The 12981-nt window shown below is 69.0% G+C and carries 10 protein-coding genes; 8 read left to right on the top strand and 2 right to left on the bottom strand.

The window, feature by feature from the left end; genetic code table 11:
* Positions 1-66 precede the first annotated feature (66 nt).
* The 3 genes from ABKW28_RS17870 to ABKW28_RS17860 are packed head-to-tail and all read left to right on the top strand — an operon-like array spanning position 67 to position 2989.
* Positions 67-999: an ABC-three component system protein gene (locus ABKW28_RS17870; protein WP_348612129.1), complete on the top strand. Its 933-nt coding sequence runs from the start codon at positions 67-69 to the stop codon at positions 997-999.
* On the top strand, positions 996-1241 hold the full coding sequence (locus ABKW28_RS17865; RefSeq protein ID WP_348612127.1) for an ABC-three component system middle component 6: 246 nt from the start codon (positions 996-998) through the stop codon (positions 1239-1241). Before ABKW28_RS17870 ends, ABKW28_RS17865 begins: the two co-directional genes overlap by 4 nt.
* Positions 1241-2989 carry an ABC-three component system protein gene (locus ABKW28_RS17860; RefSeq protein ID WP_348612125.1) on the top strand — a complete coding sequence of 583 codons (1749 nt, stop codon included), beginning with the start codon at positions 1241-1243 and terminating at the stop codon, positions 2987-2989. The genes ABKW28_RS17865 and ABKW28_RS17860 overlap by 1 nt, the downstream gene beginning before the upstream one ends.
* A 238-nt stretch (positions 2990-3227) precedes the next feature.
* On the opposite strand, the gene ABKW28_RS17855 is transcribed toward ABKW28_RS17860, so the two are convergent.
* Positions 3228-4784, bottom strand: coding sequence for an NAD(P)/FAD-dependent oxidoreductase (locus tag ABKW28_RS17855; protein WP_348612123.1), 1557 nt, complete (start codon positions 4782-4784; stop codon positions 3228-3230).
* 179 nt (positions 4785-4963) lie between these two features.
* On the opposite strand from ABKW28_RS17855, the gene ABKW28_RS17850 reads away from it, so the two are divergent.
* The 4 genes from ABKW28_RS17850 to ABKW28_RS17835 are packed head-to-tail and all read left to right on the top strand — an operon-like array spanning position 4964 to position 9718.
* A complete protein-coding gene (locus ABKW28_RS17850) occupies positions 4964-6211 on the top strand; it encodes an amino acid ABC transporter substrate-binding protein (RefSeq protein ID WP_348612121.1) in 1248 nt (415 codons plus the stop codon).
* A complete protein-coding gene (locus ABKW28_RS17845; protein ID WP_193668408.1) occupies positions 6211-7095 on the top strand; it encodes a branched-chain amino acid ABC transporter permease in 885 nt (294 codons plus the stop codon). Before ABKW28_RS17850 ends, ABKW28_RS17845 begins: the two co-directional genes overlap by 1 nt.
* A complete protein-coding gene (locus ABKW28_RS17840) occupies positions 7092-8966 on the top strand; it encodes a branched-chain amino acid ABC transporter ATP-binding protein/permease (RefSeq protein WP_348612119.1) in 1875 nt (624 codons plus the stop codon). The genes ABKW28_RS17845 and ABKW28_RS17840 overlap by 4 nt, the downstream gene beginning before the upstream one ends.
* Positions 8963-9718, top strand: a complete 756-nt coding sequence (locus ABKW28_RS17835; RefSeq protein ID WP_348612117.1) for an ATP-binding cassette domain-containing protein — start codon at positions 8963-8965, stop codon at positions 9716-9718. Before ABKW28_RS17840 ends, ABKW28_RS17835 begins: the two co-directional genes overlap by 4 nt.
* A gap of 18 nt (positions 9719-9736) precedes the next feature.
* On the opposite strand, the gene ABKW28_RS17830 is transcribed toward ABKW28_RS17835, so the two are convergent.
* Complete coding sequence (locus tag ABKW28_RS17830) at positions 9737-11356, bottom strand: AMP-binding protein (protein ID WP_348612115.1); 1620 nt, start codon at positions 11354-11356, stop codon at positions 9737-9739.
* 61 nt (positions 11357-11417) lie between these two features.
* On the opposite strand from ABKW28_RS17830, the gene ABKW28_RS17825 reads away from it, so the two are divergent.
* On the top strand, positions 11418-12152 hold the full coding sequence (locus tag ABKW28_RS17825) for a hypothetical protein (protein ID WP_348612113.1): 735 nt from the start codon (positions 11418-11420) through the stop codon (positions 12150-12152).
* Positions 12153-12981 lie beyond the last annotated feature (829 nt).

The following is a 12981-nucleotide window of genomic DNA, read 5'->3' as shown; positions in this document are numbered from 1 at the left end:
CGCAAGCGAATGCGGAGCCCAGCCCCTACCATGGCGCTACAGATTGGCATGGGGGAACGGGGTGCTGTGGAGTTTTACGAGCGCTTGTCGATGCGACCGCTTCTCTGGGCGAAGTTGCACGAACTGACTGGCGCCAGCTTTCAGGACTTCTTCCACGATGTGATGACCTGTTGCGACCCGACATTCGTCGACGTGCGCACCCACGGAAACCTCGGGGACCTCGCAAGCGACGGACTAAGTCTCCATGGCCGCAAGCTGTACGCCTGTTACGCCCCAGAGGCACCCGACGCGACACGGACCATCAGCAAGTTCAACGGCGATCTCGCCGGGGCACTCGAGAAGCGCTCCGGTCAGTTCGACACCTTCGTCTTCGTGCACAACGACACCCGCGGCACCCATCCGGAGGTTTCGGCCGCCCTGGCCGGCGCCCGCCACGCTCACGACGGTATCCACTTTGAGGTGATGGGCGCCCGTCACCTGCGGGACATCATCGGGCGCCTACGTCGGGACCAAGTCGAGACGCTTCTCGGCAGCCAGCTTCCGCTGCAGCACACCGTCACGGTGGGTCTTGCTGAGATGGAGGAACTGCTCGCCGAGCTGTCGGTAGCCGGCATCCCCCTCTACGAGGTCACCCCGGTCGAAGCTGTCTCGATCAACAAGCTTCAGTTCAGCGAACTCACCCCGGACAGTCGAGCCGAGATGCGCGACGCCATGCGGCACTCGCCGGTGATCGATGACTACTACGCGCGCCGCATCGATGTGAACGAGCGCGACGAAGTCGCTGCTCGCTTCAACCGGGAATATCGGGATGCAGTTGATTCCGACGTTGAGCCAGAAGACACGCTGCTTCGTCTGCGTGAGTTCCTCGCCGGGTCGCGTGTTCAGTCCGGCCCTTGGTACAGGGCTCAAACAGCGGTCCTCGCATACTTCTTCCAACGCTGCGACATCTTCGAGAACCCGCCGGCGGACTGGGTCGCGTCATCTGAGGTTGCGTCATGATCACTCCGACCAAGGGGATCGCGCCACAGCGGGCGTTGCTGACCGTGGGCGCTCAGATAGCGCAGGTCTTGGATGAGCCGATGACAGTGAGCCAGGCGTGGTCGCGGCTCGGGCAATGGCGCGCCTCCAACGGGCATCACGCGGCGGTTTCGTTCCCCTGGTTCGTACTGGCCCTTGACACGCTTTACGCCCTCGGTGCCGTGCGGTTTGAAGCCGGGCTAATTGTTCGGAGCGTCGCGTAATGCTGAGGGAGGTGCGATCGAGCGACGATCGGTTCAAAGCCGTCACCCTTGGCCCAGGGCTGAACATTTTGGTCGCGGACAAGACCGCTACCTCGACAACGACGGACAGCCGGAACAGTGCCGGTAAGTCGTCCCTGATTGAGATTCTGCATTATGTGCTCGGTATGGGCCGCCTGACCGACTCGGTGATGGCCAACCGCGCCCTGCGTGACGACTTCTTCACGCTAGTTCTTGACTGGCCCGGACTCGCGGACCCGGTCACGGCATCAAGGTCTCTCAAGCCCCGGTCACGGTCGAAGGTGGGGGTTAGCCCGGACGTAACCGGCGGGGCAGAGACGCTGCCGACGTTCGCTCGCGATGTATCGGTTGCTGAATGGCTCGCCGCTATCGGCGCGTCACTGTTCGGTCTGCCCGAAGAGCACGAGGGCGTGAGCGTCCGTGGGCTGCTGTCCTTCTATGCGCGCCGCGTTTCCCAGCACGGCTTCGACGACCCCGTTCAGACCTTCCCCCGGCAGTCCGTGACCGAAGCGTCCGCCAACGTCGCCTACCTTCTCGGACTCGACTGGCGGCTGGCGGCTGGCTACCAATCGCTTGCTGCTAGAGAAACTGTGCGAAAGAAGCTTCGCGAGGCGATCAAGGACCCCGGATTCAAGCTGGTCGTCGGTGCCGTCTCCGAGCTGCGGGGACAAGTGACTGCGGCCAACGCTAGGGTCCGGTCCCTACAGGAGCAGGTCGGGGCGTTCCGAGTAGTCCCGGAGTACGAGCGCCTACAGGCAGAGGCAGACGCGGTCGATGAACAGATTCGGTCCCTGCGAAGCGCAGACGCTGCTGATCGTCGCAACATCCTCGACTTGGAGGCTGCAATTCGCGATGAGGACGAGCCGGACGTCAGCTACGTAGAGCGGATCTATCGCGAACTCGGCGTTGAGCTTCCGGGCGCCGTCCTGCGTACGTACGACGACGTACGAATCTTCCATGACTCGGTGATCGCGAACCGCCGCACCTATCTGCAGGACGAGCTAGAGGCGACCCGCGGCCGACTCGACGAACGGCAGCGGGAGCGGGACAGGCTGGGCGAGCGACAAGCGGTACTGCTTCGAACACTGGAGCAGGGAGGGGCGCTCGCGGCGTTTACAGCCCTGCAACAGCAGTTATCTGCTGCCCAGGCAGAACTCGGTACGTTGCAGTCTCGGCTCGACACGGCGGTGCAGTTGGAGGCCACGCAGGCTGAGATCAAGCTCGAGCGAGGAAAGCTCCAACAGGCCATCAGCAGGGACCTCGGAGAGCGGGAAAGCGCTGTCACCGAGATCAACACTCTGTTCCAAAGGTTCGCGTCAACCTTGTACGGGGCCGAGCGGGACGCTTGGGTCGAGATCACCGCGCTGGAAACCAGCCTGCGTATCAATCCGCATATTGGTGGTGAGGACAGCCAAGGCGTCGGAAAGATGGTCACGTTCTGCTTTGACCTGACGGCGGCAGTAGTCGCTCGCAGGGGCGAGCGGGGGCCGGACTTCTTGGTGCACGACAGCCATCTCTTTGACGGCGTAGATGAGCGGCAAGTCGCGAAAGCGCTGTCGCTCGCTCGCCGGGTCTGTTCTGAAGAGGACATGCAGTACGTCGTCACCATGAACTCCGACGATCTCGATAAGGCCGAGCGTCACGGAGCGGGCGTCGCAGATTGCATCATCGATCCTCGCCTCACGGATGAATACGACACGGGCGGCATCTTTGGGTTCCGGTTTGACTAGTCAGGGCGTCGCACGCTGAAGCGCGACGTACGTGCTCATGACTCCGGATCGCAAGCGATGCCGTCGGCTCGGTGACGGAATCGCCAATGCGCGAACTCCAACTGGACGCATCCATACGGTGTTGAAGTGCCGAATGTCTGCCGCACGGAGCAGTGACAACTTGAGACCCGCCCCATTCTGGGCGCTGGGCACCTGCGTCACAGTGGGCGAACTGGGCTACCCACCCCGCGGCGGTGGGTCAGCTCGGACCCATCACGCCGCCGCTGTCGATCCCCAGCGCCTCCAGGACGGTCCGCGCCGCGTTGCGGCCCGGCCGCCCGGAGACCGAGCCGCCGGGGTGCACGGTGGCGCCGGTGAGGAAGAGGCCGGGCAGGTCGGTGTCGTAGCGCTGCCAGCCCGGCACGATCTCGCCGTCGCTGGTGCCGTCGAGCCAGAACTCCCCGCCGTGGCAGGAGCCACCGATGTTCTGCGGGTTGTGGGCGGCCACATCGTGCGGTGACTCGTAGCGCATCGAGAGGATGTCGTCGGGCTCGAGGCCCTTGCAGCGCCGGCGCACCAGCTCGACCAGGCGGGCGCCGTAGGCGTCCTTGACGTCGGCCCAGTCCTCGCCCGAGGCCAGGTCGTGCGGGGCGATGGTGAGGATCTTGAAGGTGCCGCCGCCCGGGGCGCGGCCCGGGTCGACCGCGGTCTGGTTGACCACCAGCAGCCACGGGTCGTCGGTCTCGAGCTCGCCGCGCGCGTGCTTGTCGAGGTGACGGGCCATGCCCTCGCTGGTGCCGTAGCCCGCTGCTGCGCTGGCGATCCGCTCGGGGCCGAAGGCCAGGTCGGCGCGCAGCGCCGCGTGCACCGCGAAGACGCTCAGCCCCGGGCGCCACGCCTCGCGCGCCGCCACCAGGTCGGGGGTCGCCTCGACGCCCTCCAGCATCCCCGCCAGCTGCGCCAGGTGGCCGCCGGCGACCAGCGCCCGCCCCACCCGCACCGCCCGGCCGTCGGCCGTGCGCACCCGTCGTACGCCGTCGGCGTCGGCCTCGACCGCCGCCACCGGCGCGTCGCAGACCACCCGCCCGCCGTGCTGCTCGAGCACCCGCACCAGCGCCTCGGGCAGCGCCTGGCTGCCGCCGACCGGGGTGGTCCAGCCGAAGTCGATGCGCCCCGCGGCCAGCGACGAGGGCAGCGCCCCGGTGCCGGGGCGGCGCGGGTCCTGGATGGTGGCCATCGCCATCCACACCATGAAGGAGCGCACCACCGGGTGCGCGAAGCGCTCGTGCACCACCTCCCACGCCGAGCGGTCACGCAGCGCCAGGTAGGCGCGCGTCGTCTCGTCGTCGGGCTGGGGCAGGTGCGAGCTCCACCGCCCGTGCGCGGCCCCCAGCCCCGAGCGCCACTCGGTGACCAGCGCGCGGAACGCCTCAGCGTCGGCGGGGGAGTAGCGGGCCAGCTCGGCGCAGGTGGCGTCGAGGTCGGGGTGCACCACCAGGGGCCGACCTTCCGGTTGTGGCAGCACGACGGCCGGGTCGGTGGTGAGATAGGTCAGGCCGTGATCGGCGAGCAGTCCGAGCTCGTCGTCGCGGATCAGGGGGTTGTTCTGGATCAGCACGTGCGCGCTGCTGCACGAGTCGTGCGCGAAGCCCGGGAGGGTCAGCTCCTCGGTGCGGGTGTTGCCACCGATGCACGGCCCCGCCTCGAGGACCAGGACCTCCAGACCGGCACGCGCCAGGTAGGCGGCGCAGACCAGGGAGTTGTGGCCGGCGCCGACGACGACCACCTCGGCGTGCTGCGGCAGGTCGGTGGACATGGTGATGAGGCTGGCATGGGCCACAACCGATTGCAACGCATTTGTGACCTGGGCGGCGCGCACATCGCAAGCGGTCCAGAGCGGCAGGCCGACCTGTGGCCGTGATGCTTGACAAGGTGTGGCGCCACTCACAACACTGAGGTAACCGCAATCGATTGCGGGGTGACCGAGGAGGAATCATGTCCCACGTCTCGAACCGCCGCAGCCGCAAGGCTGCGGCCCTGATCGGCGTCCTGGCACTCGGGTCACTCGGGCTGGCCGCCTGCGGTGACGACGACGGTGGCAGCGGCTCCGCGGAGGACGGCCCGATCATGATCGGCACGTCCCTGCCCCTGACCGGCGAGTTCTCCCAGCCCGGCCAGGCGGCCGAGCAGGGCTACCAGGTCTGGAAGGAGATGGTGAACGAGAGCGGCGGCCTGCTGGGCCGCGACGTCGACCTGGTCATCAAGGACGACGCCTCCAACCAGAACACCATCGTCTCCGACTACAACGCCCTGATCAGCCAGGACAAGGTCGACATGCTGCTGGGCACCTTCTCCTCGCTGCTCAACCTCCCGGCCTCCGCGGTCGCGGAGAAGAACCGGATGCTCTTCGTCGAGCCGGCCGGTGGCTCCCCCGACATGTTCAACCGCGGCTACGAGTACCTCTTCTTCGCCCAGCAGGCGACCTCCGACAAGCAGGGCAAGGTCTTCGCCGAGTGGGTCGCCGCGCTGCCCGAGGGCGAGCGCCCCGAGACCGCGGCGTTCCCGACCCTCGACGACCCGTTCGCCGCACCCAACGTCGCGGGCATCCAGGCGATCCTCGAGGAGGCCGGCATCGAGACGGTCTACGAGGAGACCTACGCGATCGACACCAAGAACTTCGACACCATCGTCAACGCCATGAAGAGCGCCGACCCCGACCTCGTCGTGCACGGCGCACAGTTCGAGGACGGCATCGGCCTGACCCGCTCGATGCTCAAGGCCGACTTCGCGCCCGAGATGTTCTACGAGACCAACGCCCCCTCCTTCGGCTCGCAGTACGCCGACGGCGTGGGCGCCGACAACACCGAGGGCGTCCTCTACGCGGTGAGCCACTCGCCCAACGCCGACACCCCCGGCAACGCCGAGTTCGTGGCCAAGTACGAGGAGATGTACGGCTCCGAGGAGGTCCCCGAGGACGCCGCCGACGGCTACGCCGCCGCCCAGGTGATGCAGGCCGCCGTCGAGGCGATCGGCAACGTCGAGGACCAGGAGGCGATGGCCGACTGGCTGCGCGAGAACGAGGTCGAGACCATCCTGGGCCCGCTGTCGTGGAACGAGGACGGCAGCCCGACCGGTGAGTTCCTGATCGGCCAGTGGCAGGACGGCCAGCCCGAGATCGTGCTGCCCCCCGACGCCGCGACCTCCGACATCGAGCTCGGCTGGAAGCCAGGCGGCGCCGGCTGATGACCCAGCTCCTCCAGAACCTCCTCCTCGGGCTGCTGCTGGGCGGGGTCTACGCCCTGGCAGCCAGCGGGTTGACCCTGATCTTCGGAGTCATGAAGGTGATCAACATCGCCCATGGCGCCTTCCTGGTCCTGGCCTCCTTCATCACCTACACGCTGTGGAGCTCGCTCGGCATCGACCCGCTGCTCGGGGTGCTCATCACCACCCCGGTCATCTTCGGGCTCGGCTGGGTGACCTACCACCTGCTGGTGAAGCCCATCCGCACCGCACCGATGTCGTCGACGGTCCTGCTGACCTTCGGCCTGGCCCTGGTGCTCGAGGGTGCGATGGGGGAGATCTGGGGGAACAACTCGACGTCGCTGCGACCGTCGTACACCGACGAGTCCTTCACGGTCGGCTCGCTCTTCATCCCCAAGGCCCAGCTGTACGGCGGCATCCTCGCGATCGTCGTGCTGCTGGCCCTGTGGGTGATCCTCAACCGCACCTGGCTGGGCCGGGCGATCCGCGCGGCGGCCATCAACCCCTCGTCGGCCGCGCTGGTCGGCATCAAGGTCAGCTCGGTGGCCGCCCTCGTCTTCGCCCTCGGCATCGCCGCCGCGGGCGCGGGCGGGGCGATCACCGGGGTGCTCTACCCGTTCGTGCCCGGCTCGCACTACCAGTGGATCGCCCGGTTGCTGGCGATCGTCGTGCTGGGCGGCATGGGCAGCCTCAACGGGGCGGTGCTGGGCGCGCTGATGTTCGGCGTCGCCGAGACCCTGACCTCGGCGTACGTCTCGCCGTCGTGGGCCACGGCCGTGCCCTACGCGATCGTCTTCGCCGTGCTGCTGATCCGCCCGCAGGGCCTGCTGGGCACCCGCCTGAGAGAGGACACGGTGATGGCATGAGTGCCCCCGCCGCCACCACCGAGCCCGCCGAGGCTGCGCCCGCGGCCCGGCGTACGCCCTCGACCCTGTGGATCGGTCGCGGCGTCGCCGCCGTCGCCGCGCTGCTGCTGCTGATCTTCCCGATCCTCAGCGACGACATCTACTACCAGAACATGATCATCCTCTCGCTGGTCTTCGCGATCGGGGCGAGCGGGCTCAACATCATCACCGGCTTCGCCGGGTACGTCTCGCTGGGCCAGGGCGCCTTCATCGGGCTGGGCGGCTACACCATCGGGGTGCTGGCCGGCCGGTTCGAGTCGGTGAGCCCCTGGTGGTGGTTGCCCGTCGCCGGCCTGGTCGCGGCCCTGGTCGCGCTCCTGCTCGGGCTGGTCTCGCTGCGCTCGAGCGGGCCGGCGTTCGTGATCATCACCGTGGCGTTCCTCTTCCTGGTCCAGGTGATCGCGGTCAACTGGGTCTCGGTCACCGGTGGCACCGCGGGCCTGTCGCTGCCGCTGCCCTCGTGGGACCGCGACATCATCAACTGGCCCTTCTACTACGTGCTGGTCGCGGTGCTGGCGATGCAGCTGCTGATGACCTGGTGGATCCGGCGCACCAAGCTCGGGATGGGCCTGATCGCGATCCGCGAGGACGAGACCAAGGCGGCCACGATCGGCATCAACCTGCCGGTCGAGAAGATCATCGCCTTCGTGGCCAGCGCCGTCTTCGTCGGCATGGCCGGCGCCGCCTACGGCTACTACCTGACCTTCATCGACCCGCGCGGCATGTTCTCGATCCTGCTCAGCGTGCAGATCGTGCTCTCGCTTCTCATCGGCGGCAAGGCCACCCTGTGGGGCCCGGTGCTCGGCGCGTTCCTGATCGAGCTGATGAACGAGTACGCCAACAACAACCTCGGCGGCGGCAACACCCGGCTCTTCCTCTTCGGCGGGCTGCTGGTCCTGGTCGTGATCTTCCTGCCCAAGGGCCTGCTGCCCTCGCTCGAGGCGCTGCTCTCGCGGCGGCGTACGTCGGGCAAGGCCGGCCTGGTCGGCGCCCGGATCGGCAGCGGCGGCAGCCTGGCCTCGCTCACCGACCGCGTGCAGCTGGTCGATCGCTCCGAGATCCCCGACCGGGCGCTGCTCGAGGTGCGCGACCTGCGCAAGAGCTTCGGCGGGGTCAAGGCCGTCGACGGCGCGACCTTCACCGTGCCCGAGGGCTCCATCACCGGGCTGATCGGGCCCAACGGGTCGGGCAAGACGACGCTGTTCAACCTCATCGACGACACCATCCGCGCCGACTCCGGCGAGATCCTGTTGGGTGGCAAGCGCATCGAGACGCTGCCGTCGTGGAAGCGGGCCCACCAGGGACTGGGACGCACCTTCCAGATCACCCGGCTCTTCGGGGAGATGACGGTGCTCGAGAACGTCGTGGCCGCGCAGCGCTCCTTCTCGCTGGGCCAGCTCGGCAAGATCGCGGTCAGCGGCGCCGAGGCGCGCGCGGCCGAGGAGCTGCTCGAGTACGTCGGCATGCGCGCCTTCCGCGACCAGCGGGCGCACGCGCTGTCCTACGGCCAGCAGAAGCTGGTCGAGCTCGCCCAGATCCTGATGCTCGACCCGCAGCTGATCCTGCTCGACGAGCCCGCCGGCGGCATCAACCCGGTGCTGATCGAGCGGATGGGGGAGATGATCGAGGAGCTCAACTCCTACGGCAAGACCTTCCTCATCGTCGAGCACAACATGCAGTTCGTGCTCAACCTGTGCGATCCCGTGCACGTGCTGGCCCGGGGCCGGGCCATCGCCTCGGGCACCCCCGACCAGATCCGTAACGACCCGGCCGTGATCGACGCCTACCTGGGCGACGACTTCGTGCTGGAGGACAAGGCGGCGAGCTCATGAGCACCATGCTCCACATCTCCGGCGTCGTGGCCGGCTACGGCGGCGGCGACGTGCTGCAGGGCGTCGACATCACCGTCGAGAAGGGGTCGGTGGCCTGCATCGTGGGCCCCAACGGCGCCGGCAAGTCGACGGTGCTCAAGACCGTCAGCGGCCTGCTGCGCCCCCGGCAGGGCGAGATCCACCTGGGCGACCAGCCCACCCACCAGTGCTCGGCCGCCGAGATCCTCGAGCGGGGCGTCTCGCAGGTGCCGCAGTCGAACGCGCTGTTCCCCAACATGAGCGTGCGCGAGAACGTGATGCTGGGCGCCTACATCATCCGCCGCGACCGCGCCCTGGTGAAGCGTCGCTACGACCAGGTCGCCGAGCTGTTCCCGATCGTGGCCGACCGGGCCGCCGAGAACGCCGGCAACCTCTCCGGCGGCCAGCGCCGGATGGTCGAGTTCGCCCGGTCGCTGATGCTCGACCCGGTGCTGCTGCTGCTCGACGAGCCGTCGCTGGGCCTGGACCCCAAGGCGCTGCAGGTGCTCTACGAGTCGGTGATGACGCTCAAGGAGAGCGGCAAGACCATCCTGATCGTGGAGCAGAACGTGCGCTTCGGGATGCGGATGGCCACCGACGGCATCGTGATGGAGAGCGGGCGCGTGGTCACCCAGCGCCCCGCCGCCTCGATCATCGACGACCCCGAGATCGCCGCGATGTACTTCGGCGGCTCGGTGCGCCCCACCCCGCCGGCGGCGTCGGCGAACGGCTGAGGGCGGGCGCGGGGACGCTCACAGCTCGAGCAGGCGCGTGGTCTCCTCGCGCATCTCGACCTTGCGGATCTTGCCCGTCACCGTCATCGGGAACTCCTCGACGACCAGCACGTAGCGCGGGATCTTGAAGTGCGCGAGGCGGCCCTCGCAGAAGGTGCGCACCGCGGCGGCGTCGAGGGGCTCGGCGCCCTCGCGCAGCTGCAGCCACGCGCAGAGCTCCTCGCCGTAGCGCTCGTCGGGCACCCCGATCACCTGCACGTCCTCGACGTCGGGGTGGGTGTGCAGGAACTCCTCGATCTCGCGGGGGTAGATGTTCTCCCCGCCCCGGATCACCATGTCCTTGATGCGGCCCACGATCGTGCAGTAGCCGTCCTCGCGCATCACCGCGAGGTCGCCGGTGTGCATCCAGCCGTCGGCGTCGATCGCCTCGGCGGTGCGGTCGGCGTCGTCCCAGTAGCCGCGCATCACCGAGTAGCCGCGGGTGCAGTACTCCCCGGCGGTGCCCCGGGGCAGGGTCTCGCCGCTGACCGGGTCGACCACCTTGATCTCCAGGTGCGGGTGCACCCGCCCGATGGTCGCCGTACGCCGCTCGAGGTCGTCGTCGACGCGGGTCTGGCAGCTGACCGGCGAGGTCTCGGTCATGCCGTAGGCGATGGCCACCTCGCTCATGTGCATGTCGTCGACGCAGCGCTTCATCACCTCGACCGGGCAGACCGAGCCGGCCATGATGCCGGTGCGCAGCGACGACAGGTCGTGCTCGGCGAAGGTGGGGTGCGACTGCATCGCGATGAACATCGTCGGCACGCCGTAGACGCCGGTGCAGCGCTCCTCGGCGATCGTGCGCAGCGTCGTCTCGGGGTCGAAGCCGGGCGCCGGGATCACCATCGTGGTGCCGTGGGAGGTGCAGCCCAGGTTGGCCATCACCATGCCGAAGCAGTGGTAGAAGGGCACCGGGATGCACAGCCGGTCGTCGGGGCCCAGGCCGATCAGCTCGGTGGTCATGAAGCCGTTGCCCAGGATGTTGCGGTGGGTCAGCGTCGCGCCCTTGGGGTAGCCGGTGGTGCCCGAGGTGTACTGGATGTTGATCGGGTCGTCGGGGTGCAGCGAGGTCGCGCGCTCGCGCAGCGCCTCGTCGGTGATGTCGGCGCCGCCGGCGACCAGGGCGTCCCAGTCGTCGGTGCCGATGTGCACCACCCGGCGCAGGTCGGGGCACTGCGGCGCGACCTCGCGCAGCATCGCGGTGTAGTCGCTGGACTTGAACGACGTCGCGGCCACCATCAGCGACAGCCCGCTCTGGTTGATCGCGTAGGACAGCTCGTGGGTGCGGTAGGCCGGGTTGACGTTGACCAGCACGGCGCCGGTGCGGGCGGCGGCGTACTGCACCAGGGTCCACTCGGCGCAGTTCGGCGCCCAGATCCCGACCCGGTCGCCGACCGCGATGCCGGCGGCCATCAGGCCCTTGGCGACCCGGTCGACGTCGTCCTCGAGCTCGCGCCAGGTCCAGCGGCGCCCGCTGGCGACCTCGACGAGCGCCTCGCGGTCGGGGTGGGCGGCGACGGTGCGCGACAGGTCGGCGCCGATGGTGGTGTCCGGGAGGGCCGGCTCGGTGGGGCCGGCGGCGTAGGAGTCCTGGGTCACATGCGTACCTCACCAGTCCGCACTGGTCTGGACAAGCCCGGGTTCTGGCAGGCTCGCCCGGGTGAGGGTGAGCAGGGTCGGGTACGCCGCCGCGAAGGGCACGCGCCACCTCGCGCGCGAGCGCCTGGTGCTCGCCGCGGACGGGGTGGTCGGCGACCGGCGCTGGTGCTTCGTCGACGTCGCCGCGCAGCGGGTGCTGCGCACCGTGGCGCACCCGGGGCTGGTCGGGATGGTGCTCGACGAGGTCGGTGACGACCTGGCTCTCCAGGTGCCGGGTCGTGCTTCTCTGCGTGCTCCTGCGTCGTTCTCGGGGGAGTCGGTCACCTGCGACTACTGGGGCCGCGAGGTGGCGCTCGAGCTGGTCGACGGGCCCTTCACCGAGGCCGCCTCCGCCCACCTCGGTGTGTCGGTGCGGTTGGCGCGGGCGCCGGTCGGCGGGGTCGTCTACGGCGGCTCGGTCAGCCTGGTGGGCGCGGAGTCGGTCGCCGCGCTCGGCGACCTCGACCCCGCGCGCGTGCGCGCCAACCTCGTGGTCGAGGCCGGTGGCGCGTTCGTCGAGGACGGCTGGGTGGGTCGTGACGTGGCCGTTGGCTCCGCCGTGGTGCGGGTCGCGTCCCGTACGCCGCGCTGCGCCGTGCTCGACCTCGACCCCGCCACCGGGAGCCGCGGCCCCGGCGTCCTCGCCGCCCTCACCGCCCTGCGCGGCACCCCCACCCTCGGCGTCGACGGCCACGTCGTCCGCCCCGGCCTCGCCCACCCCGGCGACCCCGTGGTGGTCCTCCCCACCGCTGGTTGAGCAGCGAGGGCTCCGCCGTTGGTTGAGCAGCGAGGGCCGAAGGCTCGAGCGTCGCCGAAACCCGGTGAGCCCATGGCGTACGGCGACTGGTCGCGGCGAGCGCGGTGCTCACGGGGTCTCGGCGTCGCTCGTCGCTGGCGCTCCTCCCTGCTCGACCAACGGTGCCGTTGGTTGAGGAAGGCGCGCAGCGCCTGTCTCGAAACCCGGCGACTCCATGGCGTACGGCGGCCGCGGTCCTCACGAGGTCTCGGCGTCGCTCGTCGCTGGCGCTCCTCCCTGCTCGACCAGCGGAGCCGTTGGTTGAGGAGGTTGCGCAGCAACCGTCTCGAAACCCGGTGACTCCATGGCGTACGGCGAGTGGTCGCGGCGGGCGCGGTGCTCACGGGGTCTCGGCGTCGCTCGTCGCTGGCGCTCCTCCCTGCTCGACCAGCGGAGCCGTTGGTTGAGGAGGTTGCGCAGCAACCGTCTCGAAACCCGGCGACTCCATGGCGTACGGCGACTGGCCTCGGGCGGTGCAGTGGTCACGAACGACACCGCCGGGTGGGCACGAACTGTCGGGAGTGACCACTCTGCTGTCGGCCCGGTCCGGCGACGTACGGCGGGCGTGGTCCTCACGGGGTCTCGGCGTCGCTCGTCGCTGGCGCTCCTCCCTGCTCGACCAGCGGAGCCGTTGGTTGAGGAGGTTGCGCAGCAACCGTCTCGAAACCCGGTGACTCCATGGCGTACGGCGGGCGTGGTGCTCACGGGGTCTCGGCGTCGCTCGTCGCTGGCGCTCCTCCCTGCTCGACCAGCGGAGCCGTTGGTTGAGGAGGTTGCGCAGCAACCGTCT

This window comes from Nocardioides sp. 31GB23, from assembly GCF_040012395.1.
Taxonomy (GTDB): domain Bacteria; phylum Actinomycetota; class Actinomycetes; order Propionibacteriales; family Nocardioidaceae; genus Nocardioides; species Nocardioides salarius.
The sequence above is the reverse complement of the archived record's forward strand: the minus strand, read 5'-3'. Positions and strand labels throughout refer to the sequence as shown.

Bases quoted from the DNA above. Each gene is read 5' to 3' on its own strand.
- ABKW28_RS17845 (WP_193668408.1), top strand. From the start codon at position 6,211: ATGACCCAGCTCCTCCAGAACCTCCTCCTCGGGCTGCTGCTGGGCGGG.
- ABKW28_RS17850 (WP_348612121.1), top strand. From the start codon at position 4,964: ATGTCCCACGTCTCGAACCGCCGCAGCCGCAAGGCTGCGGCCCTGATC.
- ABKW28_RS17860 (WP_348612125.1), top strand. From the start codon at position 1,241: ATGCTGAGGGAGGTGCGATCGAGCGACGATCGGTTCAAAGCCGTCACC.
- ABKW28_RS17865 (WP_348612127.1), top strand. From the start codon at position 996: ATGATCACTCCGACCAAGGGGATCGCGCCACAGCGGGCGTTGCTGACC.
- ABKW28_RS17835 (WP_348612117.1), top strand. From the start codon at position 8,963: ATGAGCACCATGCTCCACATCTCCGGCGTCGTGGCCGGCTACGGCGGC.
- ABKW28_RS17855 (WP_348612123.1), bottom strand. From the start codon at position 4,784: ATGTCCACCGACCTGCCGCAGCACGCCGAGGTGGTCGTCGTCGGCGCC.
- ABKW28_RS17840 (WP_348612119.1), top strand. From the start codon at position 7,092: ATGAGTGCCCCCGCCGCCACCACCGAGCCCGCCGAGGCTGCGCCCGCG.